Origin of the sequence: Streptomyces sp. NPDC048415, from assembly GCF_040651675.1 — a bacterium.
In the GTDB taxonomy this organism is placed as follows: domain Bacteria; phylum Actinomycetota; class Actinomycetes; order Streptomycetales; family Streptomycetaceae; genus Streptomyces.
The window spans coordinates 21,307-35,029 of sequence record NZ_JBEZKJ010000014.1 but is presented as its reverse complement, the minus strand read 5'-3'; the positions used below and the strand labels follow the sequence as shown (position 1 = coordinate 35,029).

Here is a 13,723-nt window from a genome sequence, read left to right as displayed (position 1 = left end):
GCCCCGTGTGAGGTTCACAGTCAGCCATCGTGGACGCGGTGACGACCGAACTGTCACCGAAGAACGGTGCACGTACGACGAAGGGGGCCCGCCGCCGGATGAGCGGCGGGCCCCCTTCGTCGTATGCCGGGACCGGGTCCCGTACGCCTCGGACTACTTGGCGAAGGCGTAGTTCATCAGCTTCGTCGCGTCCGACTCGCGCGCGGGGATCGACGTCGAGGACAGGACCGTACCGATGACCGTTTTGCCGTTGCGGGTGGCGGCGAAGACGAGGCAGTATCCGGCCTCCGGGCCGGAGCCGGTCTTCACGCCGATGGCGCCGCTGTAACTGCTGAGCAGACCGTTGGTGTTGGTCCAGGCCGCCATGGTGCGGGTGCTGCCGGTGCTCGTGATGGTCTTCGCCGTGTACGACTTCGTCTTCACGACCGTCTGGAACGTGGTGTTCTTCATCGCGCTGCTCGCGATCTTCGTCAGGTCGCGCGGCGTCGAGTAGTTGGAGCCGTTGCCGATGCCGTCGAACGAGTCGAAGTGCGTGTTCGTCAGGTGCAGGCTCGTCGCGGCGGCGTTCATCTTGCCGATGAACGACTTCACGCGGGCGGCGCGGGTCGTGCCCGAGCCGTACTTGTCGGCGAGCGCGTATGCGGCGTCGCAGCCGGACGGCAGCATCAGCCCGTACAGGAGCTGGCGGACGGTGACCTTGTCGCCGACGATCAGGTGGGCCTGGGAGGCGTTGTTGGCGACTACGTAGTCGCTGTAGGCCTTCTGGATCGTGACCTTGGCGTCCAGGTTGAGGTTCGACTGAGCCAGAACCACCTTGGCCGTCATGATCTTGGTGGTGGACCCGGTGGAACGCCGGGTGTCTGCGGCCTTGGTGTAGAGGGTCGTGGCCGTGCCGTTGTTCATCACATAGCCGCCCTTGGCGGCGATCGTGGGCGTGGTCACGGCGCCCGCGGGTGCCGCGCCGAAGGCTCCGGCCGCCAGCACGGCGCCGGTCGTGACGGTCACAGCGGCGGCCCTGCGGAAACGCGTGCCCTTAATGCCGGTAATCAAAATGAACGCTCCGAATGCGCGAAATGCCCCTGGGAGAACGGCACATGGGAGTGCCGTCTCACGTACGGACTCGCGAGACGCGCAAAGGGATGTACGCCGAAAGGGTGGGGGTTATGTGACGTGGGTTACATGGAGTGGCTCGCGGAGTCCTGAACGGCCGCCCGTGGTCCCGAACGGCGCCCGTGATCCTGGCGCGGCGCCCGTGGTCCCGACGCGGCGCCCGTGGTCCGCATTCTGGAACAGGCGCCACCATGCGTACGTGTTGTATCTATGATGTGCGCATGCCCTCTGCACCACCCGCGCCCACCAGCCAGCCCGTGCGGCAGCCGTTGAAGCAACCGCCCGCCGCCGAACGCGTCTACGCGCACGTCAAGCAAGGCGTCCTGGAACGCCGGTACGAGGGCGGGACGCTGCTCACCGAGGGCGAGCTCGCCGACGCGGTCGGCGTCTCCCGCACGCCGGTGCGCGAGGCGCTGCTCCGGCTCGAGGTCGAGGGGCTGATCAAGCTCTACCCGAAGAAGGGCGCCCTCGTCCTGCCCGTCTCGGCGCAGGAGATCGCGGACGTGGTGGAGACCCGGCAGCTCGTCGAGGAGCACGCGGCGCGGAAGGCCGTACCGGCGTCGCCGCAGCTGATCGCCCGGCTGGAGGAGCTGCTCGCCCAGCAGAAGGAGCAGGCCGCCGCCGGTGATCTGGCCGCCGCCGCCGTCACCGACCGCTGCTTCCACGCCGAGATCGTCCGCAGCGGCGGCAACGAGATCCTCTCCCGGCTCTACGACCAGCTCCGCGACCGGCAGTTGAGGATGGGCGTCGCCGTGATGCACGCCCACCCCGACCGGATCACCAAGACGCTCACCGAGCACGAGCAGATCCTCCAGGCGCTGCGCTCCGGTGACGCCGAGGCGGTCGTCGGCCTCATCCACGGGCACGTCAGCTGGTTCTCCAACCTGGCGCGGGGCGAGGTCCGATGAACTCCTCGGCCACGCTTCCCGGGGACCCGCCCGGCGGCCGGCGCGCCCTCGCCGTCTGGGGCATAGGCGTCTCCGTCTACTTCGTCGCCGTCATCTTCCGTACGTCACTGGGGGTGGCCGGGATCGACGCCGCCGACCGCTTCCACGTGGGCGCGTCCGCCCTGTCCACCTTCTCGATCCTCCAGCTCCTCGTGTACGCGGGCATGCAGATACCGGTCGGCCTGCTGGTCGACCGGCTCGGCACCAAGAAGGTGCTGACCATCGGCGTCCTGCTGTTCACGGCGGGGCAGCTGGGCTTCGCGTTCTCCCCGTCGTACGGCACGGCGCTCGCCTCGCGCGCGCTGCTGGGCTGCGGTGACGCGATGACGTTCATCAGCGTGCTGCGGCTGGGTACGCGGTGGTTCCCGGCGCGGCGCGGGCCGCTCGTCGCGCAGCTCGCCGGCCTGGCCGGAATGGCGGGCAACCTGGTCTCGACCCTCGTCATCGCGCGGCTGCTGCACGGGGTGGGCTGGACGGCGGCGTTCGCCGGCAGCGCGGCGGCCGGTGTGGTCGTCCTCGTACTCCTGCTGCTGTTCCTGAAGGACCACCCCGAGGGGCACGAGCCGGAACCGTTCCCGCACCAAGGGGCCGCGTACGTCCGCCGTCAGATCGTCGCGTCCTGGCGGGAGCCCGGGACGCGGCTCGGGATGTGGGTGCACTTCACCACGCAGTTCCCGGCGATGGTGTTCCTGCTGCTGTGGGGCCTGCCGTTCCTGGTCGAGGCACAGGGGCTGTCGCGGGCGACGGCCGGTGAGCTGCTGACGCTCGTCGTGCTCTCCAACATGGTGGTCGGGCTGGTGTACGGGCAGATCGTCGCCCGGCATCACGCGGCGCGGCTGCCGCTGGCGCTGGGCACGGTGTCCGCGACCGCGGCTGTGTGGGCGGCCACCTTGGCCTACCCCTCCGCGCACGCGCCCATGTGGTTGCTCGTCGTGCTGTGCACGGTGCTGGGGGCCTGTGGACCGGCTTCCATGCTCGGCTTCGACTTCGCCAGGCCCGCGAATCCGCCCGAGCGGCAGGGGACCGCGTCGGGCATCACCAACATGGGCGGCTTCGTCGCCTCCATGACGACGCTGCTGGCGATCGGGGTGCTGCTCGACGCGACCGGGGACAACTACCGGATCGCGTTCGCCGCGGTGTTCGTTCTCCAGGCGGTTGGCCTCAGTCAGATCTTCCGGCTGCGGAAGCAGGCCGACCGGAGGGAGCGGGAGCGGTTGGTGGCCAGCCGGGTGGAGACGGTGCACGTGCCGGCCTAGGGGGTTTTCGCCCCCTCCGCCCCTACCCTTTCCCGTACCTGGGGGCTCCGCCCCCAGACCCTCCATCGCGCTTCGTGCTCGTCCTCAAACTCCCCCACTCTCGGCTTCGCTCGAGCGGGGGGACCCCCACGACGGGCTGAAATCTCCGCTACGACGTCACCGCTAGGTTCCTCAGGATCGCTGCCGTCAGGTCGGGGTCGCCCTCCGCCTTGATGCGGTCGGACACGGCGTCAGCGTGCACGCGGCCGCAGGTGAGGCGGACGAAGGTCTCCCAGTCGAGGGCGAGGGTGGCGGCGGGGCCGAGGGAGGGCGCGCCGTCTATCGAGCCGCGCCCCTCGGCGTCGACGCGGACCGTGCGGAGGAACTCGACGGGCCCGTGGACGTCGAAGACGACCGCGGAGTTCGCGGGAGCGCCCGCGTCCTTGGCGACCACCTTCGGCAGCGCGGCGAGGAGTTCGTCGCGGGCGACGAGCGCGCCCGGGGAGTCGAGGTTGCCCGGCCGGCCGAGCGCGGCGCGCAGGTCCTGCTCGTGCGCCCAGACGTCGAATGCGTGGTTGCGCATGGCCTGTTCGAGGGTGATCTCGGTGCTGAGCGGGCCGCGCATCTTGGTGCCGGGCTGCCGGGACTCGTTCCGCAGCTGACGGTTGCGGCGGATGATCGTGTACTCCAGCTCGGAGGTCATCTCCGGTGCGGTGTGGTGACGTCGTACGTCGACCTGCATCTCCATGTACCGCTGGTGCTCGTTGGTCACGTGGTACAGGTCACGGGGGAGCGTGTGGATGGGCCGGGGATCGCCGAGCATCTCGCAGTCGAGACCGATGACGTGGGAGACGAGGTCGCGGACGGACCAGCCGGGGCAGGGGGTCCGCCGGTTCCACTCGCCTTCCACAAGCGGCTGCACCAGCTCGGATATCGCTTCGATCGAGTGGGTCCAGGCGTCGGCGTAGGACTGAAGGCTGGGATGCAGACTCACGGAACGGGACCCCTCGGGCGGTTGGACGCGGGCAGTGCACAGTCAGCGGGTGTCTTGGGACGCTAAGTTACGCTGCTGTGAGGCACCCCGGCAGTGCTTTCGTGTGACGATCGTAGGCCCGTATGGACGGCTCGAATGCCAGGACGGTGGTACTGTGCGCGCCTCTCTCCTCCAGATCGACGTAAACGAGCGTGAATCGGTCGATTCGCGCAGGCAGCGGGTGGCGGCTCTGGTACGAGAACAAGCCGGAGTCGATCTCGTGGTGCTGCCCGAGCTGTGGACGACCGGCGCGTTCGCATACGAGAGGTTCGGGGCGCAGGCCGAGCCGCTGGAGGGGCCCACGTACGAGGTGATGGCCAAGGCGGCGAGTGACGCGGGCGTGTGGCTGCACGCGGGCTCGATCCCCGAGCGCACGGCATCTGACAGCGGCTCCGCCGCTGATGAGGGGCCGCTCTACAACACCTCCCTCGTCTTCTCGCCCGCCGGTGCACTCGCAGCCGCCTACCGAAAGATCCACCGCTTCGGCTTCGACAAGGGTGAGGCCGTGCTGATGGGGGCCGGGTCGGAGCTGGTGACGGCGCGGCTGCCGGAAACGGTGGTGGGTCTCGCCACGTGCTACGACCTCCGTTTCCCCGAGCTGTTCCGGGGGCTTGTCGACGCGGGCGCCGAGACGCTCGTCATCCCGGCCGGGTGGCCCGAGCGACGGCGCTCGCACTGGACGCTGCTCGCGCGAGCGCGGGCTGTGGAGAACCAGGCGTTCGTGCTCGCGTGTGGAACGGCCGGTACGCATGCGGGAGTTCCCCAGGCCGGTCACTCGATCGTGGTCGATCCGTGGGGGGAGGTCCTTGCCGAGGCCGGCTCCGGGGAGGAGATCCTCACGGTGGAGTTCGACCCGGCGAAGGTCGCCACCACGCGTGAGCAGTTCCCGGCGCTGAAGGACCGCGTGCTGGGCCTCGAGGTCCCGCGTCGCTGACCTACGTAGGTCAGTCCTCCCCTCGCTCCTTCTCGGACAAATGGATCACGCATACCGCCACCGCGATCAGCAGCGCGGGATCCGCGTCGTCGCGTACGACGTCCACGCCGTATGTCTCGCGGAGGTGAAGCCATCGGCGGGAGATCTGGGCGAGGAGCTCGTTGTCGTAGTCGATGGCGAACTCGCGGTCGAGGATCTTGCCGCTGACGTCGAGTTCGGTGCCGTCGACGAGACAGACGCGGTAGTGGTTGCGGAGCAGCGACAGGCGCTTGCGCTTGATGGTCGCCAGGGGGCTGCCGTCCCGCTCGATGATCATCGTGTCGCGCAGGGCGAGCATCTTCTGGTGGATGTCGATCAGCACTCGCCCCTGTGTGTCCTTGAGCTCGAAGGTGTCCCGCAGCCGCATGGCCTTGCCGTCGACGAAGAAGACCTCGTTGCCGTGGTCGTCCTCGATCCAGTAGTCGTCGCCGAAGCCCAGCAGCCGGTCGCGTACGAGGTATCTCATGCCATCACCGCTTCCCCGGCGGGCGGTCCGAAACGCCGCCGGTAGGCCGACGGACTGAGTCCGGTCGCCCGGCGCAGCCGCGCCCGCAGGTTCGCGGCGGTGCCGAGACCGCTGCGGTCCGCCACCACGTCGAGCCGTTCCTCCCCGCGCTCGATGAGCCGGCAGGCCAGCGCGACCCGCTCACCGGTCAGCCACGCCAGCGGCGTCGTGCCGAGCTGTGCGCGGAAGCGCCGGTGCAGGGTGGCCGGGCTGACCGCCGCGCGGGCCGCGAGCTCCACCACCGTCAGCGGTTCGCCGAGCCGCTCCTGCGCCCAGGCCAGCAGCGGCGCGAGGGACTCGTCCGGTACGTCGGGCACGGGCCGCTCGACGAACTGGCGCTGGCCGCCGTCCCTGTGGGCGGCGAACACGAGCCGCCGGGACACCGCGTTGGCGATCTCGGCGCCGTGATCGCGCCGGACGACGTGCAGCCCCAGGTCCAGCGCGGACGCGCTGCCCGACGCGGTGAGGATGTCCCCGTCGTCCACGAAGAGCACGTCCGGCTCGAGCCGCACTCGCGGAAAACGCGTGCGGAAGGACTCCGCCCACATCCAGTGGCAGGCCGCCCGCCGCCCGTCCAGCAGCCCGGCCTCCGCGATCGTGAACGCGCCGGAGCAGAAGCCGATGAGCCGGGCGCCCCGCGCGTGCGCCCGGCGTACGGCGTCCAGGACGAGCGGGGAGCGGGGGGCCTCGGTGTCGGGACGGTTCGGCACGATCAGCGTGTCCGCCTCCTCGACCGCGTCGAGCCCGGCGACATCGGTGAGAGTGAAGAAGCCGTCCCGCATCCGGGTCCGCGGGTCGGCCGCGCACAGCCGGAAGTCGTAGAGCTCACGGCCGAGTTCGGGTCTGCGCAACCCGAAGACCTCGATCGCGCAGCTCATCTCGAAGGGGTTCGAGTTCTCGTCGACGACGAGGACGACGCGGTGCGCACGTCCTGCGGAACTCTCCGGCCGACGCGCACCGACGGAAGAGGGCTGAGAGGATCCTTGCGGCATATGCGATTTCTAGCACTCGCGGCACGCCCCGGCCACCGCCGAGGATCTCCCTATGACCAGCGAACCCAGCCAGGACACGCCCAGCCGGCCCGCACAGCGCGGCGAACCGGTCTCCCTCTCCACCGCCCTCGCGTCCTTCACCGACCTGTGGAGTCCCCGCATCGTCACCTCCGTCAACGACTACGACGTACGCGTCGCGAAGGTCGAGGGTGAGCACGTCTGGCACGTGCACGACCACACGGACGAGTTCTTCCTGGTGCTCGAGGGCGAGCTGACCATCGCGCTCCGCGAGGCGGACGGCGAACGCACGGTGACCCTCCCCAAGGGCTCGGTCTTCACCGTCCCGCGCGGCACGCAACACAAGCCGTCCGCCGCGGACGGCGCCGCGATCCTGATGTTCGAGCCCACGGGCACGCTCACCGTCGGCGACCGGCACGACAAGGTCCCGGACCATGTGGACGCCACAACGGGGCACGCGTTGAGCTGAGTTCATTTGTCCTCGACTCCGCTGTCCGTTCACAGAGTGAGCAACTCGAGTGTGTCTCGGTCGCGCGGGCCGAGGGGCGACGGCGGCGGCGGTTCGATCCCGAGAGACGACTATGGATCATCTGGGCTGGGGAAGGGCGGGCGGAATAGCGCGCAGGGGTTTGTGGTTCGCTTCATCCATGGCAAAGCGAGCACGTGTCCGGGCCCCTGAACTCACGGGTAAGGGCGGCTGGATCAACACAGGCGGTGGACAGCTCGGTCTCGCTGATCTACGAGGCCGCATCGTAATCGTTGATTTTTGGACATTTTGTTGTGTGAACTGTCTGCACGTCCTGGACGAGTTGCGGGAGCTGGAGGAGAAGCACCGGGACACGGTGGTGATCATCGGGGTGCACTCGCCGAAGTTCGTGCACGAGGCCGAGCACCAGGCGGTCGTCGACGCCGTGGAGCGGTACGGGGTGGAGCATCCGGTGCTGGACGACCCGGAACTCGCGACCTGGAAGCAGTACGCCGTACGGGCCTGGCCGACGCTCGTCGTGATCGATCCCGAGGGATACGTGGTCGCGCAGCACGCCGGTGAGGGGCACGCGCACGCGATCGCCCGACTGGTGGAGGAGCTGGAGGCCGAGCACACGGCGAAGGGAACGCTGCGGCGCGGCGACGGGCCGTACGTGGCGCCCGAACCCGAGCCGACCGTGCTGCGCTTCCCCGGCAAGGCGCTCGCCCTGCCGGACGGGAACTTCCTGGTCAGTGACACCACCCGGCACCAGCTGGTGGAGCTGGCGGCCGACGGCGAGTCCGTCATAAGGCGAATCGGATCCGGCGTACGGGGGTTCGTGGACGGCTCGGCCGACGCGGCCGGGTTCAGCGAGCCGCAGGGGCTCGCCCTGCTCGACGACGGCTCGGTCGTCGTCGCGGACACCGTCAACCACGCCCTGCGGAGGCTGGATCTCGCGACCGGCGAGGTCACGACCCTCGCGGGAACAGGCCGCCAGTGGTGGCAGGGTTCGCCGACGTCCGGCCCCGCGCGCGAGGTGGACCTGTCCTCGCCGTGGGACGTGGCCGTCTTCGGCGGCCGGGTGTGGATCGCCATGGCCGGGGTTCACCAGTTGTGGGCGTACGACCCGGCCGACGCGAGCGTCGCAGTCGCGGCCGGCACGACGAACGAGGGACTGGTGGACGGACCCGGCGCCGAGGCCTGGTTCGCGCAGCCGTCAGGTCTCGCCGCCACCGCCGACCGGCTCTGGCTGGCCGACTCCGAGACCTCCGCGCTGCGCTGGGTCGACCTCGACTCAGTCGTGCACACCGCCGTCGGCACCGGGCTCTTCGACTTCGGGCACCGCGACGGCCCGGCCGAACAGGCGCTGCTGCAGCACCCGTTGGGCGTCACCGCCCTTCCCGACGGCTCGGTCGCGGTCAGCGACACGTACAACCACGCCCTGCGCCGCTACGACCCGGCCACCGGCGAAGTGACCACATTGGCCACGGACTTGCGGGAGCCGAGCGACGCGGTGCTCGTCGGGGACGACATCGTGGTCGTCGAGTCGGCCCGTCACCGGCTGACCCGGCTGCGGCTCCCCGAGGAGGCCGTACGGGTCGAGTCGGTCGCCCACCGCACCCGGCGCGCGGCCACCGAAGTGGCCCCAGGTCACCTCCGGTTGGACGTCATCTTCCAGGCCCCGGCAGGCCAGAAGCTGGACACCCGGTACGGCCCCTCGACCCGACTGCTCGTCTCCTCGACTCCTCCCGAGCTGCTGCTCAGCGGCGAGGGCGCGGGCACCGATCTCACCCGCGCCCTCGAGCTGAACCCGGCCGTCACGGAGGGTGTTCTGCATGTCTCCGCGATGGCGGCGTCCTGCGACGACGCCCCTGACAACGACTACCCGGCCTGCCATGTCCACCAGCAGGACTGGGGTGTGCCGGTCCGCCTCACCGAGTCGGGGGCGGACCGGCTGCCGCTCGTCCTCGCGGGGATGGACGGCGACGGCTGACTAGACGCCGTATCCGTCGCTGTAGCCGCCCCGGTGCTGCGGTCGGTCCTCTTCGACCACCGGGGTGGTGGGCGGTACGACCACTCGCCTCCGCCGGGCGATGCTGCTGAAGGTCGCCACGCCGATCAGCCCCACGATCATGAAGATGACGCCGACCAGATCGAGGTTGACCCCCTTCATGTTCCAGTCGGTCGCGAACGTAAGAATCGCTCCCGCAGCGATGAGGATGATGCATCCTCCCAGGCCCATGAGTCTCGCCTCCCTGCCCGTACAGGTGTTCCGGGCAGGAGCCCGAGTACCCGTGACCCCGCGCACCATGCGAAGCGGATCGCTCACTTCACGTCGACGTAGTCCAGATCTCGGTCACCGTCACACGGGCGAGCGGCTGCCACGCGCCGCCGGCGCACACCTCGACGCGGCCGGAGACCTTCGCCGACGAGGACAAGGGGGGGACTATCCCTCCAAAAACGCCACCAGCGCGTTGGCCAGCAGGAACGGGTCGTCGGCGCCGCAGAGTTCGCGGGCGCTGTGCATGGAGAGGATGGCCACGCCGATGTCGACGGTCTTGATGCCGTGCCGGGCCGCGGTGATGGGGCCGATGGTGGTGCCGCAGGGCATGGAGTTGTTGGAGACGAACGACTGGAACGGCACGCCGGCCTTCTCGCAGGCGGCGGCGAAGAGGGAGCGGCCCGAACCGTCGGTGGCGTAACGGTTGTTGACGTTCACCTTGAGGATGGGGCCGCCGTTGGCGCGCGGGTGGTGCGTCGGGTCGTGCCGCTCGGCGTAGTTGGGGTGGACGGCGTGGCCCGTGTCGGAGGACAGACAGACGGTGCCGGCGAAGGCGCGCGCCCGGTCCTCGTACGAGCCGCCGCGCGCGAACACCGAGCGCTCGAGCACGCTGCCGAGCAGCGGCCCGTCGGCGCCGGTGTCGCTCTGCGAGCCGTTCTCCTCATGGTCGAAGGCGGCGAGCACGGGGATGTAGGGGAGCCCGGAGTCGGCCGCGGCGACCGCGGCGAGGGCGGCCGTACCCGCGTGCACGGACAGCAGGTTGTCCATCCGGGGCCCGGCCAGCAGCTCCTTGTCGCGGCCGAGGTAGGAGGGCCGCTCGATGGAGTGGGGCATCAGGTCCCAGCCGGTGACCTCGCCCGCGGCCAGCCCCTCCTCCTCCTCAAGGAAGGCGATCAGATCGCCTTCACGAGGATCGCCGAGCCCCCAGATGGGCTGCAGATGACGCTGCTTGTCGAGCTTGAGCCCCTCGGTGGAGACGGAACGGTCCAGGTGGACGGCGAGCTGGGGCACGCGCAGCAGGGCGCGGTCGATGTTCACCAGGCGCGTCGAACCGTCTCTCAGCGACAGGCGTCCCGCCAGGCCCAGGTCCCGGTCCAGCCAGGAGTTCAGCAGCGGCCCGCCGTAGACCTCCACTGCGACCTGCCGCCAGCCGTGCGCCCCGCTGTCCGGCAGCGGCTTCACCCGAAGGTTCGGGGAGTCGGTGTGCGCGCCCACGATCCGGAACGGGGTGTGCGTCGCGGCGCCCTCCGGCACGTACCAGGCGATGATCGCGCCGCCGCGCAGCACGTACTTCCCGCCGCTCGTCCCCTCCCACGCGTCGGTCTCGGCAACCTGACGGAATCCGGCCTTCTCCAACCGCTCGGCGGCGTTCACCACCGCGTGGTACGGCGTCGGGCTCGCCGACAGGAAGGTCATGAGGTCGTCGGTGTGGCCGCGATCGAAGCGGGAGGGTGTGCTCATGGGTTCACCTTAACGACGCACGGCGGCCCGCTCCCGGCGATGGGGAACGGCCCGTCGTAAGGGGGATGTGAAGGGATCAGCCATCCCGGCCCGAGCAGTCGGCGTCGTTGATCTTGCCCCCCTTCCCCAAGCTCTCAACTCCGTTCGAGCAGGGGAGACCCCCTCCACCGACGGCGGCCCGCCCCCGGACATCACATCCGGAAACGGGCCGCCGGTGGTGGCCTGGAAGGCGTACGCCCTAGAACGCCGCCTCGTCCAGCTCCATCAGGTCCAGCTCCACGCCCTCGGCGAGCTCGCGGGCGCCGGTGACGCCGGGCAGGACGTTGGCGGCGAAGAACTTCGCGGCCGCGATCTTGCCGGTGTAGAAGGGCTTGTCCTTGGCGGACGCGGTCTCCAGCTTCTCGGCGGCGACCGCCGCACCGCGCAGCAGCAGGTAGCCGACGACCACGTCGCCGGAGGCGAGCAGCAGGCGGGTGGTGTTCAGGCCGACCTTGTAGATGTTCTTGACGTCCTGCTCGGTGGCCGCGAGGTCGGTGAGCATCAGGCCGACGATGGCCTCCAGCTCGACGGCCGCCTTGGCGAGCTGCTCGCGGGCGGCGGACAGCTCCTCGCCGCCGGTGCCGAGCGCCAGGAACTTCTTGATGTCCTCGGCCAGCGAGTTCAGCGCCGCGCCCTGGTTGCGGACGATCTTCCGGAAGAAGAAGTCCTGGCCCTGGATGGCGGTCGTGCCCTCGTACAGGGTGTCGATCTTGGCGTCGCGGATGTACTGCTCGATCGGGTACTCCTGCAGGAAGCCGGAGCCGCCGAAGGTCTGCAGGGACTGCGCGAGCTGCTCGTAGCCCTTCTCGGAGCCGTAGCCCTTGACGATCGGCAGGAGCAGGTCGTTCAGCGCGTGCAGGGCGCTGACATCCTCGCCCGCGGCCGACTGGAGCGCGATCTCGTCCTGGACGGCCGCGGTGTGCAGCACAAGGGCACGCATGCCCTCCGCGTACGCCTTCTGCGTCATCAGTGAGCGGCGCACGTCCGGGTGGTGCGTGACGGTGACCTTGGGCGCGGCCTTGTCCATGAAGTTCGCGAGGTCCGGGCCCTGGACGCGCTCCTTGGCGTACTCTAGCGCGTTCAGGTAGCCCGTCGACAGCGTGGAGATCGCCTTCGTGCCGACCATCATGCGGGCGAACTCGATGATGCGGAACATCTGGCGGATGCCGTCGTGCTTGTCGCCGATCAGCCAGCCCTTTGCGGGGTGACGGTCGCCGAAGGTCATCTCGCAGGTGTTGGAGGCCTTCAGGCCCATCTTGTGCTCGACGTTCGTCGCGTACACGCCGTTGCGCTCGCCCAGCTCGCCGGTCTCGAAGTCGAAGAGGTACTTCGGGACGAGGAAGAGGGACAGGCCCTTGGTGCCGGGGCCGTGGCCCTCGGGGCGGGCGAGGACGTAGTGGAGGATGTTCTCCTCCATGTCGTGCTCACCGGACGTGATGAACCGCTTCACGCCCTCGATGTGCCAGGAGCCGTCCTCCTGCTGGATCGCCTTGGTGCGGCCGGCGCCCACGTCGGAACCCGCGTCGGGCTCGGTGAGGACCATGGTCGAACCCCAGGTCCGCTCGACCGCGATCTGCGCGATCTTCTTCTGTACGTCGTTGCCCTCGTCGAAGAGGATGCCGGCGAAGGCGGGGCCCGAGGAGTACATCCACACGGCCGGGTTCGCGCCGAGGATCAGCTCCGCGTATGCCCAGATCAGGGACGGGGGTGCGGTCGTACCGCCGATCTCCTCGGGCAGCCCCAGACGCCAGTACTCGGAGTCCATGAAGGCCTTGTACGACTTCTTGAAGGACGCCGGTACGGGAGCGGTGTTGGTCTCCGGGTCGAAGACCGGGGGGTTGCGGTCGGCGTCCGCGAACGACTCCGCCAGTTCGTTCTCCGAGAGGCGCGTCAGCTCCTCGAGGATGCTCTTGGCGGTATCGGTGTCCATCTCCGCGAACGGGCCGGTGCCGTACAGCTTGTCGCGCCCGAGCACCTCGAAGAGGTTGAACTCGATGTCGCGGAGATTCGACTTGTAGTGCCCCATGGCGACGGCTCCGTTAAGGGATCGGCGAGGCACTGATTCCTCGCACCTAGTTCACGTACCAACAAGTAGCTACGATGATGCTACCCGTCAGTAATAAGAATCAACCCCTGATGGTCCATATGTGGCCCACTACTCTTTGACGCATGTACGGCTACGACCAGAGCGCAGGCGCCCAGCAGGGATACGTCCCGCCGCAGCAGCAGATGCCGGGCGGGTACGGCCAGCAGCCGCCGCTGTACCCCGAGCCGTCCCCGCCGTCCCTCGCGGACGCGGTCCGCGCGTTCACCACGGGATCGATGTCCGCGGAGGACTTCCAGCAGGTCTTCGCCACCTCCAAGGTGTACTGCCCACGCGGCGACAACCCCGGCTTCCTCGCGCTGCACAACACCCAGCAGCCGGTCATCCCCATGTTCACCTCGCTCAAGGAGCTGCGCCGGTACGCCGGCAAGGAGTCCAAGTACTTCGTGATCACCGGCGCCGAGGTGATCGATCTGCTGCCGACCGGCTACGGCTTCGTCCTCGACATGGAGGGCGAGCACCGGATGGTCTTCGACGCGAAGGCCGTGGAGCAGATGGTGGACTTCGCGATGCGCCGTATGTACGGCTAGCTCTTCGCCCTGCGACATCCCGGACGCCC

Annotated in this window: 13 protein-coding genes; 6 read left to right on the top strand and 7 right to left on the bottom strand. The window is 69.3% G+C overall.

Annotated elements, in window-relative coordinates; genetic code table 11:
• Window positions 1-153 precede the first annotated feature (153 nt).
• Window positions 154-1,050, bottom strand: coding sequence for a D-alanyl-D-alanine carboxypeptidase (locus AB0D27_RS12675; RefSeq protein WP_362506217.1), 897 nt, complete (start codon window positions 1,048-1,050; stop codon window positions 154-156).
• A 281-nt stretch (window positions 1,051-1,331) separates the two neighbouring features.
• Here AB0D27_RS12675 and AB0D27_RS12670 point away from each other — a divergent pair, with 281 nt between their 5' ends.
• Window positions 1,332-2,018: a GntR family transcriptional regulator gene (locus AB0D27_RS12670; RefSeq protein ID WP_362506214.1), complete on the top strand. Its 687-nt coding sequence runs from the start codon at window positions 1,332-1,334 to the stop codon at window positions 2,016-2,018.
• Entirely contained in the window at window positions 2,015-3,313 is a 1,299-nt protein-coding gene (locus AB0D27_RS12665; RefSeq protein WP_362506211.1) for an MFS transporter, read from the top strand. Before AB0D27_RS12670 ends, AB0D27_RS12665 begins: the two co-directional genes overlap by 4 nt.
• Window positions 3,314-3,461: 148 nt before the next feature.
• Here the strand turns inward: AB0D27_RS12665 and AB0D27_RS12660 are convergent, their stop codons facing one another.
• Entirely contained in the window at window positions 3,462-4,286 is an 825-nt protein-coding gene (locus AB0D27_RS12660; protein WP_362506208.1) for a maleylpyruvate isomerase family mycothiol-dependent enzyme, read from the bottom strand.
• A 154-nt stretch (window positions 4,287-4,440) separates the two neighbouring features.
• On the opposite strand from AB0D27_RS12660, the gene AB0D27_RS12655 reads away from it, so the two are divergent.
• Window positions 4,441-5,259 (top strand): carbon-nitrogen family hydrolase, encoded by an 819-nt coding sequence (locus AB0D27_RS12655; protein ID WP_362506205.1) that lies wholly within the window; start codon window positions 4,441-4,443, stop codon window positions 5,257-5,259.
• A gap of 10 nt (window positions 5,260-5,269) precedes the next feature.
• Here AB0D27_RS12655 and AB0D27_RS12650 read toward each other — a convergent pair whose 3' ends face one another.
• Complete coding sequence (locus AB0D27_RS12650) at window positions 5,270-5,764, bottom strand: LURP-one-related family protein (RefSeq protein ID WP_362506202.1); 495 nt, start codon at window positions 5,762-5,764, stop codon at window positions 5,270-5,272.
• A complete protein-coding gene (locus tag AB0D27_RS12645; RefSeq protein ID WP_362506199.1) occupies window positions 5,761-6,795 on the bottom strand; it encodes a helix-turn-helix domain-containing protein in 1,035 nt (344 codons plus the stop codon). The genes AB0D27_RS12650 and AB0D27_RS12645 overlap by 4 nt, the downstream gene beginning before the upstream one ends.
• Window positions 6,796-6,847: 52 nt before the next feature.
• Here AB0D27_RS12645 and AB0D27_RS12640 point away from each other — a divergent pair, with 52 nt between their 5' ends.
• Entirely contained in the window at window positions 6,848-7,282 is a 435-nt protein-coding gene (locus AB0D27_RS12640; RefSeq protein WP_362506196.1) for a cupin domain-containing protein, read from the top strand.
• A gap of 178 nt (window positions 7,283-7,460) precedes the next feature.
• A complete protein-coding gene (locus AB0D27_RS12635; protein ID WP_362506193.1) occupies window positions 7,461-9,272 on the top strand; it encodes an NHL domain-containing thioredoxin family protein in 1,812 nt (603 codons plus the stop codon).
• On the opposite strand, the gene AB0D27_RS12630 is transcribed toward AB0D27_RS12635, so the two are convergent.
• The 3 genes from AB0D27_RS12630 to AB0D27_RS12620 form a co-directional block, all read right to left on the bottom strand.
• Window positions 9,273-9,521: a DUF6458 family protein gene (locus AB0D27_RS12630; protein ID WP_362506190.1), complete on the bottom strand. Its 249-nt coding sequence runs from the start codon at window positions 9,519-9,521 to the stop codon at window positions 9,273-9,275.
• 204 nt (window positions 9,522-9,725) lie between these two features.
• A complete protein-coding gene (locus AB0D27_RS12625; protein WP_362506187.1) occupies window positions 9,726-11,021 on the bottom strand; it encodes a M18 family aminopeptidase in 1,296 nt (431 codons plus the stop codon).
• A gap of 238 nt (window positions 11,022-11,259) precedes the next feature.
• Window positions 11,260-13,086 (bottom strand): acyl-CoA dehydrogenase, encoded by a 1,827-nt coding sequence (locus AB0D27_RS12620; protein WP_362506184.1) that lies wholly within the window; start codon window positions 13,084-13,086, stop codon window positions 11,260-11,262.
• Between the two features lie 143 nt (window positions 13,087-13,229).
• Here AB0D27_RS12620 and AB0D27_RS12615 point away from each other — a divergent pair, with 143 nt between their 5' ends.
• Complete coding sequence (locus AB0D27_RS12615) at window positions 13,230-13,694, top strand: SseB family protein (RefSeq protein WP_362506181.1); 465 nt, start codon at window positions 13,230-13,232, stop codon at window positions 13,692-13,694.
• Window positions 13,695-13,723 lie beyond the last annotated feature (29 nt).